Annotated in this window: 19 protein-coding genes and 5 tRNA genes; 18 read left to right on the plus strand and 6 right to left on the minus strand. The window is 64.3% G+C overall.

Annotated features, from left to right (window positions below; all coding sequences use genetic code 11):
* Positions 1-209 precede the first annotated feature (209 nt).
* A complete protein-coding gene (locus KAQ61_RS06145; protein ID WP_210930803.1) occupies positions 210-1,406 on the minus strand; it encodes an amino acid aminotransferase in 1,197 nt (398 codons plus the stop codon).
* A 114-nt stretch (positions 1,407-1,520) separates the two neighbouring features.
* On the opposite strand from KAQ61_RS06145, the gene uvrB reads away from it, so the two are divergent.
* From uvrB to KAQ61_RS06215, 14 genes are all read left to right on the plus strand, one after another.
* Positions 1,521-3,581, plus strand: coding sequence for an excinuclease ABC subunit UvrB (gene uvrB, locus KAQ61_RS06150; RefSeq protein ID WP_210930804.1), 2,061 nt, complete (start codon positions 1,521-1,523; stop codon positions 3,579-3,581).
* A 245-nt stretch (positions 3,582-3,826) separates the two neighbouring features.
* Positions 3,827-4,363 (plus strand): Fe-S cluster assembly transcriptional regulator IscR, encoded by a 537-nt coding sequence (gene iscR, locus KAQ61_RS06155; protein ID WP_042412774.1) that lies wholly within the window; start codon positions 3,827-3,829, stop codon positions 4,361-4,363.
* 95 nt (positions 4,364-4,458) lie between these two features.
* A complete protein-coding gene (locus KAQ61_RS06160) occupies positions 4,459-5,679 on the plus strand; it encodes an IscS subfamily cysteine desulfurase (RefSeq protein ID WP_210930805.1) in 1,221 nt (406 codons plus the stop codon).
* Positions 5,680-5,715: 36 nt separating this feature from the next.
* Entirely contained in the window at positions 5,716-6,117 is a 402-nt protein-coding gene (gene iscU, locus KAQ61_RS06165; RefSeq protein ID WP_043377907.1) for a Fe-S cluster assembly scaffold IscU, read from the plus strand.
* Between the two features lie 2 nt (positions 6,118-6,119).
* A complete protein-coding gene (gene iscA, locus KAQ61_RS06170; RefSeq protein WP_042412779.1) occupies positions 6,120-6,443 on the plus strand; it encodes an iron-sulfur cluster assembly protein IscA in 324 nt (107 codons plus the stop codon).
* Positions 6,444-6,517: 74 nt separating this feature from the next.
* A complete protein-coding gene (gene hscB, locus KAQ61_RS06175; protein ID WP_043377904.1) occupies positions 6,518-7,036 on the plus strand; it encodes a Fe-S protein assembly co-chaperone HscB in 519 nt (172 codons plus the stop codon).
* A gap of 88 nt (positions 7,037-7,124) precedes the next feature.
* Positions 7,125-8,996, plus strand: a complete 1,872-nt coding sequence (hscA, locus tag KAQ61_RS06180) for a Fe-S protein assembly chaperone HscA (RefSeq protein WP_210930806.1) — start codon at positions 7,125-7,127, stop codon at positions 8,994-8,996.
* Positions 8,997-9,007: 11 nt separating this feature from the next.
* Positions 9,008-9,346 (plus strand): ISC system 2Fe-2S type ferredoxin, encoded by a 339-nt coding sequence (fdx, locus tag KAQ61_RS06185; RefSeq protein WP_042412781.1) that lies wholly within the window; start codon positions 9,008-9,010, stop codon positions 9,344-9,346.
* A gap of 3 nt (positions 9,347-9,349) precedes the next feature.
* Positions 9,350-10,087: a DNA polymerase III subunit epsilon gene (dnaQ, locus tag KAQ61_RS06190; protein ID WP_210930807.1), complete on the plus strand. Its 738-nt coding sequence runs from the start codon at positions 9,350-9,352 to the stop codon at positions 10,085-10,087.
* Positions 10,088-10,115: 28 nt separating this feature from the next.
* A tRNA-Val gene (locus tag KAQ61_RS06195) sits at positions 10,116-10,190 on the plus strand.
* Positions 10,191-10,219: 29 nt separating this feature from the next.
* Positions 10,220-10,294, plus strand: a tRNA-Val gene (locus tag KAQ61_RS06200).
* A 30-nt stretch (positions 10,295-10,324) separates the two neighbouring features.
* Positions 10,325-10,399, plus strand: a tRNA-Val gene (locus tag KAQ61_RS06205).
* A gap of 30 nt (positions 10,400-10,429) precedes the next feature.
* Positions 10,430-10,504 (plus strand) — tRNA-Val (locus tag KAQ61_RS06210).
* 30 nt (positions 10,505-10,534) lie between these two features.
* Positions 10,535-10,609 (plus strand) — tRNA-Val (locus KAQ61_RS06215).
* 83 nt (positions 10,610-10,692) lie between these two features.
* Here KAQ61_RS06215 and KAQ61_RS06220 read toward each other — a convergent pair.
* The gene (locus KAQ61_RS06220) at positions 10,693-12,234 is read right to left on the minus strand and encodes an ATP-binding protein (RefSeq protein WP_244982997.1); all 1,542 of its coding nucleotides are present in this window, start codon (positions 12,232-12,234) and stop codon (positions 10,693-10,695) included.
* Positions 12,231-12,908: a response regulator gene (locus KAQ61_RS06225; RefSeq protein WP_210930808.1), complete on the minus strand. Its 678-nt coding sequence runs from the start codon at positions 12,906-12,908 to the stop codon at positions 12,231-12,233. The genes KAQ61_RS06220 and KAQ61_RS06225 overlap by 4 nt, the downstream gene beginning before the upstream one ends.
* 280 nt (positions 12,909-13,188) lie before the next feature.
* Between KAQ61_RS06225 and KAQ61_RS06230 the strand changes: the two genes are divergently transcribed.
* Together KAQ61_RS06230 and KAQ61_RS06235 are read left to right on the plus strand one after the other, a co-directional pair.
* A complete protein-coding gene (locus tag KAQ61_RS06230) occupies positions 13,189-13,581 on the plus strand; it encodes a VOC family protein (RefSeq protein ID WP_045266715.1) in 393 nt (130 codons plus the stop codon).
* Between the two features lie 404 nt (positions 13,582-13,985).
* Positions 13,986-16,550 (plus strand): EAL domain-containing protein, encoded by a 2,565-nt coding sequence (locus KAQ61_RS06235; RefSeq protein ID WP_210930809.1) that lies wholly within the window; start codon positions 13,986-13,988, stop codon positions 16,548-16,550.
* Positions 16,551-16,646: 96 nt separating this feature from the next.
* On the opposite strand, the gene KAQ61_RS06240 is transcribed toward KAQ61_RS06235, so the two are convergent.
* The 3 genes from KAQ61_RS06240 to dsrO all read right to left on the minus strand — a co-directional run bounded on the left by KAQ61_RS06240 (position 16,647) and on the right by dsrO (position 21,786).
* Positions 16,647-19,835, minus strand: coding sequence for a tetrathionate reductase subunit A (locus KAQ61_RS06240; protein ID WP_210930810.1), 3,189 nt, complete (start codon positions 19,833-19,835; stop codon positions 16,647-16,649).
* 122 nt (positions 19,836-19,957) lie between these two features.
* Positions 19,958-20,992, minus strand: coding sequence for an NrfD/PsrC family molybdoenzyme membrane anchor subunit (gene nrfD, locus KAQ61_RS06245; protein WP_210930811.1), 1,035 nt, complete (start codon positions 20,990-20,992; stop codon positions 19,958-19,960).
* Positions 20,993-21,003: 11 nt separating this feature from the next.
* Positions 21,004-21,786 (minus strand): sulfate reduction electron transfer complex DsrMKJOP subunit DsrO, encoded by a 783-nt coding sequence (gene dsrO / locus KAQ61_RS06250; protein WP_210930812.1) that lies wholly within the window; start codon positions 21,784-21,786, stop codon positions 21,004-21,006.
* 355 nt (positions 21,787-22,141) lie between these two features.
* Between dsrO and KAQ61_RS06255 the strand changes: the two genes are divergently transcribed.
* Both KAQ61_RS06255 and KAQ61_RS06260 read left to right on the plus strand, forming a co-directional pair.
* Positions 22,142-23,251 carry an NAD(P)/FAD-dependent oxidoreductase gene (locus KAQ61_RS06255; RefSeq protein WP_154162779.1) on the plus strand — a complete coding sequence of 370 codons (1,110 nt, stop codon included), beginning with the start codon at positions 22,142-22,144 and terminating at the stop codon, positions 23,249-23,251.
* 163 nt (positions 23,252-23,414) lie between these two features.
* On the plus strand, positions 23,415-23,726 hold the full coding sequence (locus KAQ61_RS06260; RefSeq protein ID WP_042417772.1) for an ElaB/YgaM/YqjD family protein: 312 nt from the start codon (positions 23,415-23,417) through the stop codon (positions 23,724-23,726).
* Positions 23,727-23,764 lie beyond the last annotated feature (38 nt).

A 23,764-nucleotide genomic window follows, 5' to 3' on the forward strand; every position in this document is an offset into this window, starting at 1 on the left:
CGGTTTTGTAAACCAGCGCAGCGTTCAGGGTTGACGCCTGGGCGTCGATTCGTGGTTTTGATAGCTGCTGGCGCTGATCAAAACAAAGTTTCAGACGCTAAACATAAGAAATCCCTTGTCTGATGTGCGCAACCAGCTAGGTATTTTGAATACACCGGCCATAAAAAAAGCCACCTGCGGGTGGCTTTTTGCTTGGACAGCGCGGTCCTTTAGATCACGGCGGCAATCGACTTGCAGACGTGTTCGATGTTCTTGCTGTTCAGCGCGGCCACGCACATGCGGCCGGTGTCGGTGCCGTAGACGCCAAATTCGGAGCGCAGGCGCACCATCTGGTCCTTGGACAGGCCGGAGTACGAGAACATGCCGATCTGGGTGGTGATGAAGGACATGTCCTGGGTCACGCCGGCGGCCTTCAGGCCGTCCACCAGCTTTTGGCGCATTTCCTTGATGCGCACGCGCATCTCGCCCAGTTCCTTTTCCCACAGGGCGCGCAGCTCGGGGTTGTTCAGCACGGCTGCCACGACCGCACCACCGTGGGTGGGTGGGTTGGAGTAGTTGGTGCGGATGACGATCTTCAGCTGCGACAGCACGCGCGCGGCTTCTTCCTTGTCGTTGGCGACCACGGACAGGGCGCCCACGCGCTCGCCGTACAGGCTGAAGCTCTTGGAGAAGGAGGTCGACACGAAGATGTTCAGGCCGGCGGCCACGAACTTGCCGATCACGGCGCCGTCTTCGGCGATGCCGTGGCCAAAGCCTTGGTAGGCCATGTCCAGGAAGGCGACCAGGCCCTTGGCCTGGACGACGGCGATCACTTGATCCCACTGGGCGGCGGTGATGTCGTAGCCGGTGGGGTTGTGGCAGCAGGCGTGCAGCACCACGATGGTGCCGGCGGCGGCGGCGTTCAGGTCGGCCAGCATGCCGGCGAAGTCGACCGAGCGGGTGGCGGCGTCGTAGTAGGCATAGGTGCCGACTTCAAAGCCCGCGTTGGTGAAGATGGCCTTGTGGTTTTCCCAGCTGGGGTTGGAGATCAGCACCTTGGCGTTGGGGCTGATCTTCTTCAGGAAGTCGGCGCCGATCTTCAGGCCGCCCGTGCCGCCAATCGCTTGCACGGTGGAGACACGGCCGGAGGTGACCACGTCGGAGTCGGCACCGAACACCAGGCCCTTGACGGCGTTGTCGTAGGCCGCAATACCGTCGATGGGCAGGTAGCCGCGCGCGGCAGGCTTGTCCATCATGGCCTTTTCCGCGGCCTGTACGCATTGCAGTAGGGGCAGCTTGCCGTTGTCGTCGAAGTACACGCCCACGCCCAGATTGACCTTGTTGGGGTTGGTGTCGGCGGCAAATTGATCGTTCAGACCCAGGATGGGGTCGCGGGGGGCCATTTCGACGGCGGTAAACAGAGACATGAATCGTCCTTGAGGGGTAGATATAACGCTAAAGGCCCCCACCTGATGGGTTAGGCTCGAGGGTTAACTCGGCATTTTACTCCCGGGTGCGCCATGCGCGCCGCACATAACGCTATGCAAGAATCCACCAGCACCGCTGCGCCAGAAGGCACTTTTGCCCACTTTGACGGCTCGCCGTTCGAGTTGTTTCAGCCGTATCCGCCGGCGGGCGACCAGCCGTCGGCGATCGCCAAGCTGGTGGAGGGGGTGCAGGATGGCGAGGCCTTCCAGACCCTCCTGGGTGTGACGGGCTCGGGCAAGACCTTCACCATGGCCAATGTGATCGCGCGCCTGGGGCGGCCCGCCATCATCTTTGCGCCCAACAAGACCCTAGCGGCGCAGCTGTACAGCGAATTCCGCGAGTTCTTTCCCAAGAACGCGGTGGAGTACTTCGTCAGCTACTACGACTACTACCAGCCCGAGGCCTATGTGCCGCAGCGCGACCTGTTCATTGAGAAGGACAGCGCCATCAACGAGCACATCGAGCAGATGCGGCTGTCGTGCACCAAGAGCCTGATGGAGCGGCGCGACGTGGTCATCGTCGCCACGGTGTCGGCCATCTACGGCATTGGCGAGCCCGAGAGCTACCACCAGATGATCATGACGGTGCGCACTGGCGACCGAATGAACCAGCGCGATGTCATCGCCCAGCTGATCCGCATGCAGTACCAGCGCAACGACCAGGATTTCTCGCGCGGCACGTTCCGCGTGCGTGGCGACACCATCGACGTGTTTCCGGCGGAAAACTCCGAGCTGGCGCTGCGCATCGAGCTGTTTGACGATGAGGTCGACAGCCTGCAATTGTTCGACCCACTGACCGGGCGCATCCGCCAGAGCATCCCGCGCTTCACGGTCTACCCCAGCAGCCACTACGTCACGCCGCGCGACAAGGTATTGGCGGCCGTCGAAACCATCAAGGAAGAGCTGCGCCAGCGCAGCAAGCAACTGGTGGACATGGGCAAGCTGGTGGAGGCGCAGCGCCTGGAGCAGCGCACCCGCTTTGACCTGGAGATGCTGAGCGAGGTGGGGCACTGCAAGGGCATTGAGAACTACACGCGCCACCTGTCCGGGGCGGCACCCGGCGAGCCGCCGAGCACGTTGACCGACTACTTGCCCAAGGACGCGCTGATGTTCCTGGACGAGAGCCACCAGATGATCGGCCAGCTCAACGCCATGTACAACGGCGACAAGCAGCGCAAGACCACGCTGGTGGAGTATGGCTTTCGCCTGCCGTCGGCGCTGGACAACCGGCCGCTCAAGTTCGAGGAGTTTGAACAGCGCATGCGCCAGGTGATCTTTGTGTCGGCCACGCCCGCGGATTACGAAAAGACCCATGCCGGGCAGGTGGTTGACCAGGTTGTGCGCCCAACGGGACTGGTGGATCCCGAGATCGAGGTGCGGCCCGCCACCTACCAGGTGGACGATGTGCTGCAGGAAATCCGACTGCGCGAGCAGCGCGGGGACCGGGTGCTGATCACCACGCTGACCAAGCGCATGGCCGAGCAGTTGACCGACTATCTGACCGAAAACGGCGTGCGGGTGCGTTACCTGCACTCGGACATCGACACCGTGGAGCGTGTGGAGATCATTCGCGACCTGCGCCTGGGGGTGTTTGACGTGCTGGTCGGCATCAACCTGCTGCGCGAGGGGCTGGACATTCCCGAGGTGTCGCTGGTGGCCATTTTGGATGCCGACAAGGAAGGCTTCCTGCGGGCCGAGCGCAGCCTGATCCAGACGATTGGCCGTGCGGCGCGCAACCTGCATGGCAAGGCCATCCTGTACGCCGACCGCATCACCGACTCCATGCGCAAGGCCATCGGTGAAACCGAGCGCCGCCGCGCCAAGCAGATCGCGTACAACGAAGCGCACGGCATTCAGCCGCAGGCGATTGTCAAGCGGGTGAAAGACCTGATTGATGGGGTCTACAGCGAAAAAAGCGGCCGGGCGGCCGATGACCAGGCGCGGGCCCAGGTGCGCCACGAAGCCGAGGTCGTGATGTCGGAGGCCGACCTGGCCAAGGCCATCAAGAAGCTGGAAAAGGACATGCTGGCGCATGCCAAGAACCTGGAGTTCGAGGCCGCAGCCCGTCTGCGGGACCAGCTGGCCGTGCTCAAGCAGAAACTGTTTGGGGCTTGATTTTCAACACTTTTTTCTCCTTGATAGCTTGCGTTGATGACGTTGATTGGCGGTATCCGACAAAATTGATGGGGTTTCTGGTATACTTCGGGTTATCACTCAACAACAACAAAAGACTTCTTAGGAGAAGGGCTCTGCGCCTGCTGGTTACGGGCAGGGCGCTGGAGTAAGGGCGGAGACGGTATCAGTCCGATTGACCGCGATTGATGTTTCTGTAACTAACAGCCTGACTGAAGGAGCTCACGATGCGTCTCACAACAAAAGGCCGCTTTGCGGTCACCGCCATGATCGATCTGGCACTGCGCCAGAACAATGGTCCTGTCACGCTGGCTGCCATCAGTCAGCGCCAGCAAATTTCCCTGTCGTACCTGGAGCAGCTGTTCGGCAAGCTGCGTCGTCATGAGCTGGTGGAATCCACCCGTGGCCCTGGTGGTGGCTACACCCTGGCTCGCAAGGCTGCAGAAATCACGGTGGCTGACATCATCGTGTCGGTAGACGAACCCATCGATGCCACCCAATGTGGTGGCAAAGAAAACTGTATGGGTGAGGCCGGTCGCTGCATGACCCACGAGCTGTGGTCCGCGCTGAACCAGCGCATGGTGGAGTTTCTGGACTCCGTGACGCTGCAGAAGCTGGTTGATGAACAGTTGGCCAAGGGCATCCAGATCGAGGACAAGCCCGTGGTGCGTCGCGCCATCTCGACCGCACCCGTGGTCAAGCCGATCCGCGTGAATGCCCCCAACTCGGTGTTCGCACTGGGCAACGTATTCGCCAAATCTTGATGGTGTGATCGGCCCGCCGGGTGCGCTCGGCAGGCAAGGACAAGTTTTCAATCGGCAACCCCGGCGTTGCCAGACAGATATCAGTAGAGCCAGCCATGGACATGACCCCACATTTCCCCATCTACCTTGACTACGGTGCGACCACACCTTGCGATCCGCGCGTGGTGGACGCCATGATCCCATGGCTGCGTGAGCACTTTGGCAATGCTGCATCGCGCAGCCATGCCTGGGGTTGGGAAGCGGAGGAAGCGATTGAAAAGGCCCGCACCCAGGTGGCGGAGCTGATCAATGCCGACCCCCGTGAAATCGTGTGGACCAGTGGTGCCACCGAATCTGACAACCTGGCGATCAAGGGTGCCGCGCACTTCTACCAAGGCAAGGGCAAGCACCTGATCACCGTGAAGACCGAGCACAAGGCCGTGCTGGACACCATGCGTGAGCTGGAGCGTCAGGGCTTCGAGGTGACCTACCTCGACGTGCAGGAAAACGGCCTGCTGGATCTGGAGGTGTTCAAGGCAGCCATCCGCCCCGACACCATCCTGGTGAGCGTGATGGCCGTGAACAACGAGATCGGCGTGATCCAGGACATGAACACGATCGGCAATTTGTGCCGTGAGAAGGGCATCATTTTCCACGTGGATGCTGCACAGGCCACGGGCAAGATGCCGCTGGACATGCAGACCATGCCCATCGACCTGATGAGCCTGGCTTCGCACAAGTCTTATGGACCCAAGGGCATTGGCGCGCTGTACGTGCGCCGCAAGCCCCGTGTGCGCCTGGAGGCCCAGATGCACGGTGGCGGCCATGAGCGCGGCATGCGTTCGGGCACCCTGCCCACGCACCAGATCGTGGGCATGGGTGAAGCCTTCCGCATCGCCAAGGAAGAAATGCAGCAGGACTTCGACCACGCCAAGCGCCTGCAGCAGCGCCTGCTGGAAGGCCTGAAGGACATTGAGCAGGTGTTCGTGAACGGGGATATGGAGCACCGCGTCCCCCACAACCTGAACATCAGCTTCAACTACGTCGAAGGTGAGTCCCTGATCATGGGTATCAAGGGCCTGGCCGTTTCCTCGGGTTCGGCATGCACCTCGGCCAGCTTGGAGCCCAGCTATGTCCTGCGCGCCCTGGGTCGCAGCGATGAGCTGGCACACAGCTCGCTGCGCATGACCATCGGCCGCTTCACCACCGAGGAAGAGATCGATTACGCGATTGCGACCATCCGCAAGAACGTGGAAAAGCTGCGTGAATTGAGCCCGCTGTGGGAAATGTACAAGGACGGTGTGGACCTGAGCACCATCCAGTGGGCTGCGCACTGAGCCGTCACATAGATTGAATTTGAAGAGGTAGACATCATGGCTTACTCCGACAAGGTCATTGACCACTACGAAAATCCCCGCAACGTTGGCTCGTTTGAAAAAGGCGATGACAGCGTGGGTACCGGCATGGTGGGTGCACCCGCCTGCGGTGACGTGATGAAGCTGCAGATCAAGGTCAACCCTGAAACGGGCGTGATCGAAGATGCGCGCTTCAAGACCTATGGTTGCGGCTCGGCGATTGCCTCATCCTCCCTGGTGACAGAGTGGGTGAAGGGCAAGACGCTGGACGAAGCGGCTGCGCTGAAGAACAGCATGATCGCCGAGGAGCTGGCATTGCCCCCCGTGAAGGTGCACTGCTCGATCCTGGCGGAAGATGCCATCAAGGCCGCGGTCGACGACTACCGCGCCAAGCACAGCGAAACTGCCTCGGCTGCATAACCATGGCTGTCACGCTGACGGATGCTGCTGCACGCCACGTGGGGCGTTACCTCACCAAGCGTGGCAAGGGGATCGGGGTGCGTCTGGGGGTCAAGACCACCGGCTGCTCCGGTCTGGCTTACAAGCTGGAGTACGTGGACGCGCCCGAACCTGAAGATGTGGTGTTCGAAAGCCATGGCATCAAGGTGATGATCGATCCCAAGAGCCTGGCGTACATCGACGGCACGGAGCTGGACTTCGTGCGCGAAGGTTTGAACGAGGGCTTCAAGTTCCACAACCCCAATGAGCGTGATCGCTGTGGCTGTGGAGAAAGCTTCCGGATCTAATTGCTGAAGGGCGGTTGTGCTGCCCCTGATTTTTCAAACCGCCATTGCAGCAGTGCTGGCGGTTTTTTATTGAGATGAACCTTCAGTCTGACGATTTCGAATTGATGGGCTTGCCCCGGCAGTTTGCGCTGGACCGCGCGGTGCTGGACGAGCGCTGGAAAGAGCTGCAAAAGCAGACCCACCCCGACCGCTTTGCCGGTGAAGGCGGTGTGGCGCAGCGGGTGGCCATGCAATGGTCGGTGCGCATCAACGAGGCCTACCAGCGGCTGAAACACCCGCTCAAGCGCGCGGCCTACCTGTGTGAATTGTTTGGCGTGCCTGTGCGTGCCGAGGACAACACGGCGATGCCTGCGGCATTCCTGATGCAGCAGATGGAATGGCGCGAGGCGCTGGAAGAAGCCGACTCCGAAGCGGATGTGGATGCTTTGGCCGACGAAGTCATGCTGGTCAAGCGTCAGATGCTTCAAAATTGCGAGCGCCTGCTGGCGTCGCAGGAGGGGGCGACGCAGGCCGTACAGGTGGTGAGATCCCTCATGTTTGTTGAGCGCTTTGCGCAAGACATCGAACGCCGCCGCGAGCAACTGGAACAATAACCCAGTCGTTGCATGCAACGTCGCGTCCAGCACACCCCGGTGCGGGCGTCCTGAGCGGAGCATTCCGTTCACACAGAGACTGATGAACATGGCTTTATTGCAAATCTCCGAACCCGGTCAATCGCCCAACCCCCACCAGCGCCGCATCGCGGTGGGGATTGACCTGGGTACGACCCATTCCCTGGTGGCCTCGGTGCGCAACGGCGTGGCCGAGTGCCTGCCGGATGACCAAGGGCGGGTGTTGTTGCCGTCCGTGGTGCGCTATGCCCCCGAAGGCAAGCGCCAGATTGGCTACGAGGCGCGTGGACACGAAGTGGAGGACGCGCCCAACACCATCGTGTCGGTGAAGCGCTTCATGGGCCGTAGCCTGTCCGACCTGGGGGCGCAGGTGCAGCAACTGCCCTACACCTTCGAGCCGCAGGCCGAGCAGGGCATGGTCAGCCTGCAGACCCGCGCTGGCACCAAGAGTCCCGTGGAAATCAGTGCCGAAATCCTGGCCACGCTGCGTTACCGCGCGGAAGACACGTTCAACGATGACCTCTACGGTGCGGTCATCACCGTGCCAGCGTACTTCGACGATGCGCAACGCCAGGCCACCAAGGATGCGGCCAAGCTGGCGGGCCTGAACCTGCTGCGCCTGATCAACGAACCCACGGCGGCAGCGATTGCCTACGGCCTGGACAATGCCAGCGAAGGCACCTACGCCGTGTACGACCTGGGCGGCGGCACCTTTGATATTTCCGTGCTGCGCCTGACCCAGGGGGTGTTCGAGGTGATCTCCACCGGGGGCGACTCGGCCCTGGGCGGTGATGACTACGACGCTGCCCTGACCCAGTGGGTGCTGGCCCAGACCGGGGTGCAGGCGCAGTCGGCGGAGGACTGGGCGGCCCTGCGGGTGGCGGCCAAGGCCTGCAAGGAGCGCCTGACGGATGTCGAGCACACCGAATTCGCTGTGCAGTTGCCCAGTGGCGCGGCCCTGCAGCAGGCGGTGGCGCGCTCGGATTTCGCGCAGGCGACCGAGCACCTGACCAAGCGCTCGCTGCAGGCGGTGCGCCGGGCACTGCGCGATGCCGAGCTGACGGTGGAGGACGTGCAGGGCGTGGTCATGGTGGGTGGTTCGACCCGCATGCCGCAGGTGCAGGAGGCCGTGGCCCAGCTGTTTGGCAAGCAGCCCCTGACCAACCTGAATCCGGATGAGGTGGTGGCCTTGGGGGCTGCCATCCAGGCCAACCAACTGGCGGGCAACAATGCCGCTGGTGAATTGCTGCTGCTGGATGTGATCCCGCTGTCGCTGGGTGTGGAAACCATGGGGGGGCTGGTCGAGCGCATCATTGCCCGCAATGAAACCATTCCCACGGCCCGCGCCCAGGACTTCACGACCTACAAGGACGGCCAGACGGCCATGGCCATCCACGTGGTGCAGGGCGAGCGCGATCTGGTGCAGGACTGCCGCAGCCTGGCGCGTTTCGAGCTGCGCGGCATCCCGCCGATGGCGGCGGGTGCTGCACGCATCCGTGTGAGCTTCACGGTGGATGCCGACGGCCTGCTGTCCGTGCATGCCAAGGAGCAGGTCAGCGGCGTGGAAGCCCAGGTGGCCGTCAAGCCATCCTATGGCCTGTCGGATGACCAGGTGGCACGCATGCTGCAGGAAGGCTTCAGCACCGCCCAGGAAGACATGCAGACCCGGGCCCTGGTCGAGGCGCGCGTGGATGCCGATCGCATGCTGCTGGCGACCCAGAGTGCGCTGGATGCCGATGGTGATCTGCTGTCGCTGGCACAGCGTGGTGAAATCACGGCTTTGATGGATGCGCTGCGTGCCACGGTGACCGCGGCCGATGCGGCGGTGATCGAAGCGGCCACGCAGGCCCTGGCCAAAGGCACGGAAGCTTTTGCGGCAGAGCGCATGAACCGCGGCATTCGTGATGCGCTGGCTGGCAAGAACGTCCAATCTCTTACTTGATTCATAAGAACATGGCTGTAATCAAAATTCTTCCCCACCCCGAATACTGCCCGGCTGGCGCTGAGATCGAAGCGCCCGCAGGTACCTCGATCTGTGAAGCCTTGCTGGACCACAACATCAAGATCGAGCATGCGTGCGACATGAGCTGCGCCTGCACCACCTGCCATGTGATCGTGCGCGAAGGCTTCAACTCGCTGAACGACGCCGAAGAAGAGGAAGAGGACCTGTTGGATCGCGCGTGGGGGCTGGAGCCCCAGTCGCGCCTGAGCTGTCAGGCCATCGTGGCACAGAAGGATCTGGTGGTGGAGATCCCCAAGTACTCCATCAACCACGCCAAGGAAAACCACTGACCTATGTCGCGCCTCGTTGTTCTGGATACCGAAACCACGGGCCTGTCCGCAGAGGGCGGGGATCGCATCATTGAGCTGGGCTGCGTGGAGCTGGTCAACCGCAAGCTCACGGGCAACAACCTGCACCTGTATTTCAACCCCGGGCGCGACAGCCACCCCGATGCCCTGCGCGTCCACGGCCTGACCACCGAGTTTCTGAGCGACAAGCCCAAGTTTGAGGCCATGGTCCAGGACATCCTGGCCTACCTGCAAGGGGCGGAGCTGATCATCCACAATGCGCCGTTCGACGTGGGTTTCCTGAACAAGGAATTCTCGTTGCTGGGTCTGCAGCCGCTGACCCACTATGTGGAGGGGATCACCGACTCCTTGGCCATGGCCAAGGAGATGTTCCCTGGCAAGCGCAATTCCCTGGATGCGCTGTGCTCGCGGCTGGATGTGGACAACAGCGGTCGGGCCCTGCACGGGGCGTTGCTGGATGCGGAATTGCTGGCCGACGTCTACATCAACATGACGCGCGGGCAGAACGCCCTGGTCATGCCGGAAGATGACGAGTCCCCGCAGGAGCAAGAGGCCAGCGATGCGCTGCCCGTGCTGGATCTGCGTGCCATGGTGCTGCCCGTGCTCAAGGCCAACGCGCAGGAGTTGGCTGCGCACGATGCCGTGCTGGCCGATCTGGACAAATCGTCCGGCGGTAAAACTATTTGGCGAATTGGAAAAGACGCGGCGCAAGCTGTGACATAATCTAAGTCTTGTCGGAACACTGACAAACGGGTGATTAGCTCAGCGGTAGAGCACTGCCTTCACACGGCAGGGGTCACATGTTCGATCCATGTATCACCCACCAAATTTTGAGTCAGCAGCGATGCTGGTTCTGCGTGATTAGCTCAGCGGTAGAGCACTGCCTTCACACGGCAGGGGTCACATGTTCGATCCATGTATCACGCACCACAATTTAAAGCCAGCAGCAATGCCGGCACTGCGTGATTAGCTCAGCGGTAGAGCACTGCCTTCACACGGCAGGGGTCACATGTTCGATCCATGTATCACGCACCACAATTTAAAGCCAGCAGCAATGCCGGCACTGCGTGATTAGCTCAGCGGTAGAGCACTGCCTTCACACGGCAGGGGTCACATGTTCGATCCATGTATCACGCACCACAATTTAAAGCCAGCAGCAATGCTGGCATTGCGTGATTAGCTCAGCGGTAGAGCACTGCCTTCACACGGCAGGGGTCACATGTTCGATCCATGTATCACGCACCATCTGACAACCCTCTTGAATCGGAGATTCAAGAGGGTTTTTTGTTGGCTTGCGCGCCTGGAGGGGCAAGTCCACGCAGGTTTTTTCATGCATGGGAGAGGGGTGTCGCCACGGCAGGCGCGCAGGTAGCAATGGTGGGTGGCTGTGCCGGCAGATGCAGCTGGGCACACAGGCCAGGTGTGCCGTCGGCATGTGCTTGCAACTCCAAGCGCCCACCGGCGCTGTGGGCAATGCGCTGCACGATGGTCAGTCCCAGTCCGCTGCCGGGGGAGTTGGCTGCCTTGCGCCAAAAGCGCTGCAGGGCCTGGCTGCGTTCCTCGGTGTTCAGACCGGCGCCGTGGTCCTCGACGCTCACCACCAGTGAGCCTGGCGCGCCCGGTGTGCTGGCGGTGTGCAATTGCATGCGCACGGTCACGGGCAGGGGGCCACGGTGGTGGCGCAGCGCATTGTCCAGCAGGTTGGTGATGGCGCAGGTCAGCAACGCCGGGGGCAGGTGCAACTGCCAGGCTTCGGCACTTTCCAGGGTGACGTCGACCACGGTGTGCAACTGGGGCACGGGCTGCTGCCCCTGGGCGGCCAGCCTGCGCGCGCGTTCCAGGGATTGGTTGGTCGCCTGGCGCAGTGCGGCCACGATGTGCGGGCCGCTGGCACAACTGGCGGGCGCGGTGGCGTTGCAGGTGTTTTCCAGTTGGGCCAACTGCAGCAATTGTTCCAGTGTGGCGTGCATGTGCTCGATGCCCGCGTGCGCCTGCGCCAGGGCCTGCTGGGCCTGCGTGCACTCGGTCGCAGCCTGGCGTTCCAGCACCAGTTGGGCGATTTGCGTGTGGGTCTTGATGGCGGTCAGCGGCGTGCGCAGTTCGTGGGCCGCATCGGCGGTCCAGCGGCGTTCGTGTTCCAGGGCTGCATCCATGCGCGCCAGCAACTGGTTCAGATTGCGGGTGAGCGGCGCCAGCTCCACCGTGTCCAGCCCGATCTGAACAGGGCTGGGGTCCTGCGGTGGGCGTTGTGCCAGCACCTGCCCCAGCTGTCGCAGGGGCTGCAGGCCCCAGCCTGTGATCCACCAGCTCAGCACCACCACGCCCGCCAGCGACAGCACAAAGGGCAGCACCAGGGTGCGGGCGAATGCGGTCACCAGCTGATCGCGCACATCCAGCCGGTCGGCGGTGGCGATGCGGATGCCGTGGTCCTCGAGCACGTAGGTGCGCCACAGCTTGCCGCCTTTTTCGATCTGGCCAAAACCGCTGGGGGCGGGGCTGAAACCGGGACTGTTGTCGGTGCGCGCCAGCGGCACGATGTCGACCTCGCTGCGCACCAGGCTGACTTCGCAGGCCACGCCGTCGCGGCCGATGACGGATTGCAGGGCGGTGTGCTGGGCGCCCAGCGGCGTGTCCTGCTGCTGGAACTGGTGTGCCAGCCCAGCGACCATCTTGGCCGAGGCAATCAGCCGGTTGTCCAGCACCAGGCGCAGCTCGCGCTGCATGGTGGGGAACATCCAGGCCGCCACGCTGCCCCACAGCATGCACAGGGTCAGGCTCAGTGCGACGACCAGCCGCAGGCGCAGGCTCTTGGGCGCGGTCTGCAGTGCGGCCACAGGCTGGCCCGGGTCGGAATGGCGGTGCGTGCTCATGCAGCGTGCGCGCAGTAACGCGTGCCCAGTCGAAACCCCAGGCCACGCACTGTTTCAATGGTGTCATTGCCCAGCTTTTTGCGCAGGTGGTGCACGTGCACGTTGACGGTGTTGCTGCCCACGTCCAGGTCGAAGCCATACAGGCTGTCGTGCAGTTGCGCGGGGCTGAGAATCCGGCCCCGGGCCTGCAGCAGGGCGGTCAGCAAGGCCCATTCACGGCGCGACAGCTCGATGGCCTGGCCGTCGCGCCAGGCTTCGCAGGTGGCGGGGTTGATCTGGCAATCGCCCAGCGTCAGCGCATCGCTGGCCCGGCCCGCCGCGCGGCGCAGCAGGGCCTGCAGCCGCAGGGCCAGCTCCTGCAGGTCGAAGGGCTTGGTCAGGTAGTCGTCGGTGCCGGTCTGGAAGCCGGCCACCTTGTCTTCCAGGCTGCTGCGTGCCGTCAGGATCAGCACGGGCAGGTCCTTGCCACGGCCGCGCCAGGCACGCAGCAGGTCCAGACCGTTCCCGTCGGGCAGGCCCAGGTCCAGCACGCAGGCATCGAAGTGGCTGGCGGCCAGGTGGCTGCCAGCCTGTGCTTGCGTGGCGGCCACGTCGCAGGTGAAACCATGCAGTTCCAAGCCGCTCTTGAGGCCGCTGGCCACCAGGGGGTTGTCTTCGACGATCAGGATGTGCATGGGCAAATTCGGTCTGGCGCAGGTAGTGGGCGAGTGTAGGCGGGAGCCATTAACGCAGTGGCGCCGTGCGGGTCACCGTTCATCAGGTTTGATAGCTGTTTGCGCTGGCTGGATGTGCGTCAGGGCCTGATTTGGCTATAAATTGATGCGCATCAAGCTCGGTGCCGGCCCTGAAGATCGGGCACTTCGGTGGCCATCGGGCGGCCCGCCTGGGCAGGCACCGGCCACCGGGTTACCCTTGGGACATCACCCGCACATGTCAACAAGAAAGTACAGCACCATGAAACTGGGATACACCATCGTCTATGTACCGGAGGTGGCGGCCTCTCTGCAGTTTTTTTCCGACGCATTCGGTTTTGCTGTGAAGTTCTTGCACGAATCCGGCACCTACGGCGAGCTGGACACCGGGGCCACCACCCTGGCCTTTGCCGCGCATGCCTTGGGCGAGGGCAATTTCCCTGGCGGGCATGTGGCGGCTTCGGAGTCTGTCCAGCCCCTGGGCATGGAGATCGGGCTGGTCACCGAGGATGTGGAGCAGGCGTACACCCGGGCTTTGCAGGCCGGGGCCGTGCAGCTGTCCGCGCCGACGCGCAAACCCTGGGGTCAGGTCGTGGCCTATGTGCGCAGCCCCGACGGCACGCTGATCGAGCTGTGCACGCCGATCGGCGGCTAGCGCGTGCTGGGGGCACGGCGGGGGACGTGGGAAAGTCAAGGGCATGGCCCTGATCCAGGCCATCCCTTGCGCCGTGGCGGCCTTGCCAGACAAAGCCTGGCGTGCCAAATTGAAACGGTGCGGCCAAGTGGCACCCACCCCATGTCGCTGCAGTCCCAGGGGAAGGGCCTGCCCCGGACCGGGCACGCAGCTTGCGGTGCGGGCTGCTGGACTCAGCCGCGCTGCGGCCAATACAGGGATACAGAGAGGGCGGAAAAACCGATTTCATTTTATTTTTAGATGCCATGGCGCGAGCCTCGGACTGCCGAGTCGCACCATCCAATCAATGGCTTGTGGAAAGATATTGCATCGGTCTATAAATGAAAAAAAGTAAATGCTGGTTTTCCATTTGCAGGGGTCTTTTCATGGCCCTGTGCCTGCTTGGCAATCTGCAGGCGCGCACCATCACGGTGGTGGGGGATGACAATTACCCACCCTACCTGTTCAAGGATGCCAGCGGCAACACGGTGGGCTATATCGCAGACCTTTGGGCGCTGTGGGAGCAGCAAACCGGCGTGCGCGTGAACCTGGTGGCCACATCCTGGGGCGATGCCCAGCAGCAGCTATTGAATGGCCAGGCGGATGTGATCGAAATGATCTTCCGCACGCCGGAGCGCGAAGACGCCTACAGCTTTTCCCAGCCTTATGAACGGGTGAATGCCAATATCTACACCCTGGATGGCATCGTCGGCATTTCGTCACCGCGCGAGCTGTCCGGTTTTGTGGTCGGCGTGCAAAAAGGGGATGCGTGCATCGCCAAGCTGAATGCGGCTGGGGTTGGCGGTTTGCAGACCTACGATGGGTATCGCCAGATGATCAGCGATACGCTGGCGCAAAAAATAAAAATATTTTGCATGGATGAATATCCGGCGGATTATTACCTGTACCTGATGGATGCCGATAAACACATTCGCAAGGCATTTTCTTTTTATTTTGATGATTTTCGACGTGCTGTCCGAAAGAACGACCTGGCCACCCTGGAGTTGGTGGAGCGTGGCATGGCAGCCATTCCGCTGGAGGCGCGAGAGGCCCTGGAAAAAAAGTGGAAGGGGCGCCCGGTCCACCGGCTGTCGTATTCACAGTTGGTGCAATACGGCTTGCTGGCGATTGCGGCGCTGGGGGGGATCCTGGCGCTGTGGATCTGGTTGCTGCGGGTGGCGGTGAAGAAGAAGACCACGGAAATCCAGGCCCAGGCCAGCCAGCTGGGGCTGGAGCGCAGCCGCTTGCAGGAAATCCTGGATGCCACACGGGCCGGCACCTGGGAGTGGAATGTGCAGACCGGTGCGTGCGTCTTCAACGAACGCTGGGCGCAGATGCTGGGCTACACCCTGGAGGAGATCCGGCCCTGGACGGTGGACACCTGGACCCGGCTCACCCACCCGGACGACATGGCGCTGACGATGGAGCGGCTGGAGCTGCACTTTGCGCGCAAGACCCAGTATTACGAGAGCGAGATGCGCATGCGGCACAAGGACGGGCACTGGGTGTGGGTGTCCGACCGTGGCCGGCTGATCTCCAGAACCCCCGAGGGCCTGCCCCTGGTGATGAATGGCACGCACATCGACATCACCGAAAGCAAGATCGCCAACGATGCCATCTGGCAGCAGGCCAACTACGACAGCCTGACCCAGTTGCCCAACCGGCTGTTGCTCAACGACCGCTTGACGGATGTGCTCAAGCGCGCCGAGCGCAGCCAGAACAAGGTGGCACTGATCTTCATCGACCTGGACCATTTCAAGGAAGTCAACGACACCCTGGGCCACCCGGTGGGCGACCAACTGATCATCCAGGCCGGTGCCCGCATCCGGCGCAGCGTGCGCGAGTCGGACACCGTGGCCCGCCTGGGGGGCGATGAGTTCTGCATCCTGATCGCCGATCTGGCCGATGTGACCCACCTGACCCACCTGACCGAGCTGGCGCAGAAGGTCCTGGACCAGCTGGCGTGCCCCTATGCCCTCGGGGACGAGCACGTCTACAGCACCGCCAGCCTGGGGATCAGCATTTATCCCGACGATGCCGGCGATGCCATCGAGATGCTGCGCCACTCCGACCAGGCCATGTACGCGGCCAAGAACGAGGGGCGCCACTGCTTTCGCTTTTTCACCGCGTCGATGCAGGAGTCTGCGCTGCAGCGCATGCAGCTGGTGCGCGATCTGCGCCAGGCGATGGCGCTCAACCAGTTCAAGGATTACTATCAGCCGATCGTGGAGCTGGCCACCGGCCGGATCCACAAGGCCGAGGCGCTGTTGCGCTGGCGGCACCCGACGCGCGGCTTCATCAGCCCCGCCGTGTTCATTCCGATCGCCGAGGACATCGGGGCGATTGTGGAGATTGGCGGTTGGATTTTCATGCGGGCGGCGCAGAACGCCAAGAAATGGCTGTCCATCGTCGGCGACGACCTGGCCATCAGCATCAACAAGTCGCCGGTGCAGTTCCGCGACCGCAGTCCCGAGCACCTCGACTGGGTCCGGCTGCTGGAGACCCTGGAGCTGCCTGGCAAGCACATCGTCGCGGAAATCACCGAGGGCCTGCTGCTGCGGCAGGAGCCGTTCATAGAGGAGAAGCTGCTGGCTTTCCGCGACGCCGGCATCCAGGTGGCCATCGATGATTTCGGCACCGGGTATTCCTCGCTGTCCTACCTGACCAAGTTCGACATCGATTACCTGAAGATCGACAAGTCCTTCACCAGCAACCTGGCTCCGGGCAACGAGACCCAGGCCTTGTGCGAGGCCATCATCATGATGGCCCACAAGGTCGGGCTGAAGGTGATTGCCGAGGGTGTGGAGACGGAGCAGCAGCGCGATCTGCTCAAAGAGATGGGCTGCGATTACGCCCAGGGCTACCTGTATTCCCGGCCGATTCCCGCCCACGAATTCCAGGCAATGCTGGAGGCGCATTACCGCAGCCTGAACTCCGCCGTGCAGGAGTGAGCGCCGGGGCGGGCCCCCAGGGCCGGCCACCACGCAAAAAACCCACCAGCTTGGCCGGTGGGCGGGCGTTGTGGCACGGCCTGCCGCCGAGCCCTGTCAGAGCTTGCGCACCCGCACCGGCAGCCCCTGCCGCACCACGGCGCCCGAGACCCAGTCGATCCACACGTTGTCCTTGGCCGGACGCGTGGGGTCGGCAAAGCCCAGGTGGTTCAGGTTCACGCCGTTGGCGTGCTGCGGGTTGGCGTCGGTGGGCTGGCCATCCACGGTGTGGGCCACGGCCCCCAGCTGCTTGTGGCCATAGCCGTATTCGATGGCAATTGCGCCCTGGGCAATGCCCTCGCGCACCAGGGCCACTCCCTCCAGCCGGGCACCGGGCGTGCGCACCTCGATCCTGTCGTCATTGGCAATCCCCAGCTTGGCCGCATCGGCCTTGTGCAGGCTGATGGGGTTGTGCGGGTGCACCTGGCGCAGGCGCGGCGCGGCGATCGACATGCTGCTCATCAGGTTGGACTTGTAGCTGCTCATGCTCAGCGGCCATTCCTGCGTGGGGAAGTGTTCGCGCATGCTGCTGCCGTCGGCGAAGCGGGTGGGGTACCAGGTGGGGCAGCCCACATAGCGCTCGCCGGTCATGGAGTGGCGCATCTTGGCCAGCCCCTCGTGCCACAACTGCACGGGGAACTTGGCGGCCTGCTTGAGCTGGTCGCCCTTCCAGGCATCGTCCACCTTGTCGAAGCGGCCGCCCCGGCTCATCACCATGGCCACGCGGCGCACCTCCTCGGGCTGGAGGCGCTGTTCTAGCGCGGGCATCCAGCGGCCCAGTCCGGTCAGGGCGATGTCATCGTCGCTGGCTTCGGGCACGGGCCGGCCCGCCTGGTAGGCGATGTTGCACATGCCGCGCAGGTAGAAGTCTTCCGCGTTGTCCAGGTCCAGCGGCTGACCGTCCTTGGTGGACATGGCGTGTGTGCCAAAACCGGGCAGCTGCAGTTGCCGGGCCAGGGCAAACACGAAGCTCTCGAAGCTGACAGGGCGGCCGTTGGCCGTCTTGGCGGTGGCTGCCTCCACGGTGGGCCAGCGCACGGTGCTGCTCTTGGCGATCACATCGGCCCAGGGCGCGCCGATGCCCCAGCTTTCGTAGGTGACGGTGTCGGGGACGATGTAGTCGGCCAGGGCCGAGGTCTCGTTGATGAAGGGGTCGATGGACACGAACAGCGGCAGCTTCTTCGGGTCTTTGATGGCCTCGGCCAGCGTGTTCTCGAAGCCGGCGATCGCGTACATGGGATTGCTCATGTGGTTGATCCAGGCCTTGACCGGGTAGGGGTAGCCCAGCAGGCCGGCGGCCAGCATCTCGCTGGACAGGCCGCCTGGCGCCGGGTACCACGGGGCCTTGGCGGGGTAGGGGTTCTCGCCCGCGGCCTTCTTACGCTGGAACTCGCTGGTCTTCTCGTACGGGAAGCGGGTGCGCGACAAGGTCACGCCGGTGGGTTTGACCGCGCCCGGGAACTGCGCGAAGTTGTAGCGCGGTCCGGGGCCGAAGGGGCCGAAAGGCCCGGCATCCATCACCCAGCCGCCCTTGACGTTGAGGTTGCCGATCAGGTTGTTCAGCATGGCGATGGCGTAGGCGGTGTAAAAGCCCGCCCCGCTCATGGTGCCACCGTGGGAGTTGGCCACGGCCTGCTTGCCGTGGCTGGTGAATTCGCGCGCCAGTTCTTCGATGTCCTGCACCGGTACGCCGCACAGCTCGGCATATTCCAGCAGCGTCTTGCGGCGCGCTTCCTCGCGCAGCTTGACGAAGGCGGTGCACACGGCGATGGGCACGGGTGCTTCGGTCGCGTCGGCTGCCTGCAGCGGGGTGAATGCGCGCTCCACCACCAGCTCCGCCGGCTGGGCCACGGTGTGGGGCACCAGCTTGAAGCCGCCATTGCCATCGGCCACCTGCACCACATAGACGTCTTCGGCCGGGGTCTTTTCGTCCACCGGCTCGGGCATGGGCAGGCCCAGGTCGGCCCCGCGCAGGAACTGGCCATAGCGCGGGTGTTGGGGGTCGTTGATCAGCAGGTGGGTGGCGTTGCTCCAGCTGGCCTCGCCCGCGGCGGCCATGGCGGCCGGGCCGGGTTGCGTGAGGAACTGGGCGTCGTAGCGCTCATGGTCGATGATCCAGCGGATCAGCGCCATGGCCAGTGCCAGGTCGGTGGCCGGCTTGATGGGCAGCCAGCGGTTGTTGTCGCCGGCGGCCAGGCTGGAGGAGGTGGGCAGCACGGGGGACACCACCACGTAGCGGTAGGTCTGCTCCTTGCGTGAGCGGGCCTCGGCCAGCTCGCGGCCCTGGCGCTGGAAGGGGTTGCCCGCCTGGGCCGGCGCCGTGCCGATGAACAGGCCAAAGCGCGAGTGCTTCCAGTCCGGCTTGCCGTGGGGCATGCCGGGGATGTCGCCCAGCGCCGCCGCCGTGCCCACCCGGTAGCTTTGGCCGCAGTACGCGCCGTGGTTGGCCACGTTCACCGTGCCAAAGGCCTGGCGTGCAAAGCGGTTGATCAGCGGGGTGCGGCCTTCGTTGGAGGCGTCGGTCACCAGCAGCTGGTTGGCCTTGGGGCCGTATTCGGGGTTCTCGGGATCGATCAGCGTGCGCGTGTCGCGGATGGCCGCCAGGCCCTCCACATGGCCTTCGCCGAACAGGTCGCCGCCTTCGCTGATTTCCTTCACCAGCTGTTCCAGTGAAATGCTCTGCCACTGGCCGGCGCCGCGCGGGCCGACGCGCTTGAGCGGGGTCAGCACGCGGTGCGGCGCGGTCTGGTGCGCCAGCATGGCCGAGCCGCGGGCGCAGCTGGTGGCGCGCCCTTCCAGGCCGTTGTCGCCGCCCAGCATGGCATAGACCTCGCGCACCGGGGTCTCCATGGGCGCGGGGTTGGTGGTGGCTAGCGGGTGGTAGGGGTTGCCCGCAATGCGCAGGATCTGGTTGCTGGCGCTGTCCACGCGCAGGCGCACGCCGCACTGGGTCCAGCAGCCCAGGCAGGACGAGGGGCTGACCACTTGGCCGGGCTGGGTGCTCAGCTGGCCGGTGGTGGGGTCGATGCGGAATTCCGGGGTCAGCGAGTTGCCGCGCGTGGCGCTTGCCGTGCTGGTACCGGAGGTGCCGGCCACCAGGCCCTTGGCGCCGCGGGCCAGTGTTTCGCCATAGCCGGCGGCAAACGCGGCCAGGCCACCGGCCACGGCCCCGCCACGCAGCAGCAGGCGGCGGCGGGCGGCATCGGTTTCTTCGGGGTGTGTGGGGGGATGTTGTTTGTCGGTCATGGTCTGCCCTTGCAGCTGCAGAGAAGGCAGGCGCCAGCGAATAGCGTTATCTGTTTTGATAGCTGCTGGCGCCCGTCAATACTGGGTGAAATGCCAATTGGATGTAAATGGGCGAGGCGCCCTCAGGCGGCGGTGCGGCGGGCCGGGAACAGCTCCAGCGCCCAGGTGGTCAGGGCCACCAGGGCCACGCACAGCCCCGCCACGCCCACCATGCCCAGCAGGCCGTCGCCGCCCAGGGGCATGTGGTACAGGTACAGGCCCGCGCCGAACTTGGGCACGCCCTGCACGCCCATGAACAGCGCCCAGCGGAACGCCCAGGCACTGGCCGCCAGCCCCAGGCCCAGCACCAGCGTGTAGCCGCGGGCATGCAGGCGGTGCTGGCCGCGCAGCAGCGCCCCCAGCACCAGGGCACCGAACACGGCCGAGCCCAGCAGGGTCAGGCGCCAGACCGGGAAGTCCTGCCACAGGCGCAAGGCCGCGTTGAACGAGGCGTTGTGGCCCAACAGGCCGCTGAGGGCCCAGGCCAGCGCCACCAGCACCAGCAGTGCTGCCAGGGCCAGCGCCAGGGTGCGCAGCAGTTGCAGGCCGGCGTGGCCGGCGCGCAGTGGGGTTGGCAGAAAGCGTTCCAGTACCAGGGTGCAGCCGACGGTGGCCAGCCAGCCGGTCAGGGCCAGGTTGACGGGCACCCACAGCGTATTCCACAGCGGCCGCGAGCGGATCACCATCATTTCCGCGCCGGTGTAGACCGTGATGCTCATTGCCGACAGCACCAGCAGCGGCGCGATGGCGCGCATCCAGCCCGGGCTGCCCAGCCACCAGCTGGCCAGCAGGGCCACGCTGAGGGTGACGAACACCGGCAGCAGCAGCGCCCCCACGGACATCCACGACCAGGGCGTGAAGTGCGCGTAGAAGTGCCAGAAGCGGGCCGGCTGGTGCAGGTCGGCCAGCAGCGACACGGGGGCGGCGACCACGCTGACCGCCAGGGTCAGCAGCAGGGCGGGCAGCACGCGCTGGCTGGGGCTGCCGGGCGCACCAAACACACAGGCGCATGCCAGCAGGGCTGCGCCCGTGGCCACCCCCACCAGAAAGAAATACTGCACGGCCCAGGGGAGCCAGGCGGCTTCGTAGGCGGGGGTCAGGAGTTCAATGATCTGCATCGTGGGCTCCTTCAATGTTCAGCCACCAGGCGCACGCTGGCCTGGCCGTCGATGCCGTAGACAAAGGCCTCGGGCAGACCGATGTAGAACACGCGCGGGGCGGTGTTCATTTCGGGCTTGAGCACCTTGAGCTCGTCCTGGTGCTCGGCCATGCGCTGGTTGATGGCGCTGTGCGGGTCGTTCAGGTCGCCGATCACGCGGGCCCCGCCCACGCAGCTTTCCACGCAGGCGGGCAGCAGCCCGACCTCCAGCCGGTGCTCGCAGAAGGTGCACTTGTCGGCGGTCTGCGTCTCGTGGTTGATGAAGCGCGCGTCGTAGGGGCAGGCCTGCACGCAGTAACCGCAGCCCACGCAGCGCTCGTTGTCCACCAGCACGATGCCGTCGGTGCGCTGGAAGGTGGCCTGCACGGGGCACACGGGCACGCAGGGCGGCTCGTCACAGTGGTTGCACAGCCGGGGCAGGCTGACCATGGCGGGGGCGCTGCCGCCGGGTTGTTCCACCTCGTACTGCAGCACGGTGGTACGGAACTGGCCAATCGGCGGTTGGTTCTCGACCGAGCAGCTCACCGTACAGGCCTGGCAGCCGATGCACTTGCGCATGTCCACCAGCATGCCAAAGCGCTTGCCCGGCATGCCCGGGCGGCGTGCGGGCTGAAAGCCGGGGTCACCCGGCAGGGCCGCCTGGGCGGTTCCGGCCAGACCGAAGGTGGTGGCCAGGGCCACCAGTTCTTGCAGAAAAGTGCGTTTGCTGGTGCCCTGGTTCTGCGTCAGGGGGGAGGGGTTGGGATCTGCCATCGTTTTCACATCCATCGTTGGGTGATGGCATTGTTGGACGCCTTGCCAGGGTGCTGGTTTGACTTGTATCAATCAATGTAAGTTATTGATTTAATTGAAATTTCACAAAAAACTTCCTATTTTTTATTGTAAGAATTAAGAAAGTATTAAAAGCGGCGATAACCTGTCTGACCGGGCTGTGCGACACGTTTCGGGTGCCATGCCGCGACGGCCTGAAGCTGGCCGAAATGGTCCCGCAGTGGTGGGAGAATGGGCCCTGGCGCCGCAAGGGCGCCAAGCGGCAGCGGCGCCACCGGCGGCCTGAATCAGGCGGGTGGGCCGTGTGCATCCATACCAATAAAGGGAGAGACAGAACATGGTCGATCAGGTGCAAACCGTGGTCATTGGCGCGGGCGTGGTGGGGCTGGCCGTGGCCCGCGCCCTGGCGCAGACAGGGCGTGAAGTGGTGGTGCTGGAGGCGGCCGACGCCATTGGCACGGGCACCAGCTCGCGCAACAGTGAGGTGATCCATGCCGGCATCTATTACCCGGCCGGCTCGCTCAAGGCCCGGCTGTGCGTGCGGGGCAAGGAACTGCTGTACACCTACTGCGCCGAGCGCGGGGTGGAGTTCCGCCGCTGTGGCAAGCTGATCGTGGCGACCAGCGCCGAGCAGGTGGCCCAGCTGGAGGGGATCCGCCAGAAGGCCGCCGCCAACGGCGTGGACGATCTTCAGATGCTGACCCGTGAGCAGGCCCAGGCGCTGGAGCCGGCGTTGGCCTGCCACGCCGCGCTGCTGTCGCCCAGCACCGGCATCGTCGACAGCCATGGCCTGATGCTGGCGCTGCAGGGCGATTTGGAACATGCGGGCGGCGCCGTGGCGTTGCTGTCCCCGCTGGCGTCGGCCCAGGTGCAAGACGGCGGCATCCTGCTGCGCACCGAGGACGGCACCGAGCTGCTGGCGCAGGAGGTGGTGAACGCCGCGGGCCTGTGGGCGCCGGGCGTGGCGGCCCGCATCCAGGGGCTGGACGCCGCCCATGTGCCCACGGCCTATTACGCCAAGGGCAGCTATTTCACGCTCAGCGGGCGCGCGCCGTTCAGCCACCTGATCTATCCCGTGCCCGAGGCCGCCGGTCTGGGCGTTCACCTGACGCTGGACCTGGGTGGGCAGGCCAAGTTCGGCCCGGACGTGCAATGGGTGGACGACCCCAGCCACCTGCAGGTGGACCCGCAGCGTGGCGACGGCTTCTATGCCGAGGTGCGCAAGTACTGGCCCGCGCTGCAGGATGGCAGCCTGGCGCCCGGCTATGCGGGCATCCGCCCCAAGATTTCCGGCCCGCACGAGGCCGCGGCCGACTTCTGCATCCAGGGGCCGGCCACGCACGGCGTGCCGGGATTGGTCAACCTGTTCGGCATCGAATCCCCGGGGCTGACCAGCTGCCTGGCAGTGGCCGAGGCGGTGCTGCCACACCTGCCGTCGCAGCCCTGATGCCGCCGCCCCCGCATGGCCCAGCGCTGCGGCAAGCGCCGCGTTGCTTGGTGGGGGGCGTTGCATTCGCTAAGATGCTTTCCATGGAGCGGCAGCAGCCTGCGGGCCTGCACCGTGCCGCTTCGTTTCCCTTTGTCCCACCACCATAAGAAAGGCGTGCACCATGGCGTTTTCTGTTTCCGACACTGTTTCTTCTGCCCAGGCTGATCTGGAAAAGCTGGTCACCGATGTGCGCGGCCTGCTGGCCAGCAAGGACCTGGACTCCATCCCCCAAATCAACGTGCTGCGCCAGAAGCTGGACGACGGCGTCTACCACGCGCGCGAATCCGCAGTGCATGCCGCCCAGGAAGCGGCACGCCAGGCCAAGGAAGCGGCCTATGCCGCAGACCGCTATGCGCACGACGAACCCTGGCGCGTGGCCGGTGCGGCGCTGGCCGTGGGTGCTTTGATCGGCTTCTTGCTGGCACGCCGCTGAGCGGTGCGCCCGACACCCTGCCTGTCAAACCCTGGTCT

Source organism: Comamonas aquatica, assembly GCF_018064205.1.
Lineage (GTDB): Bacteria > Pseudomonadota > Gammaproteobacteria > Burkholderiales > Burkholderiaceae_C > Comamonas > Comamonas aquatica.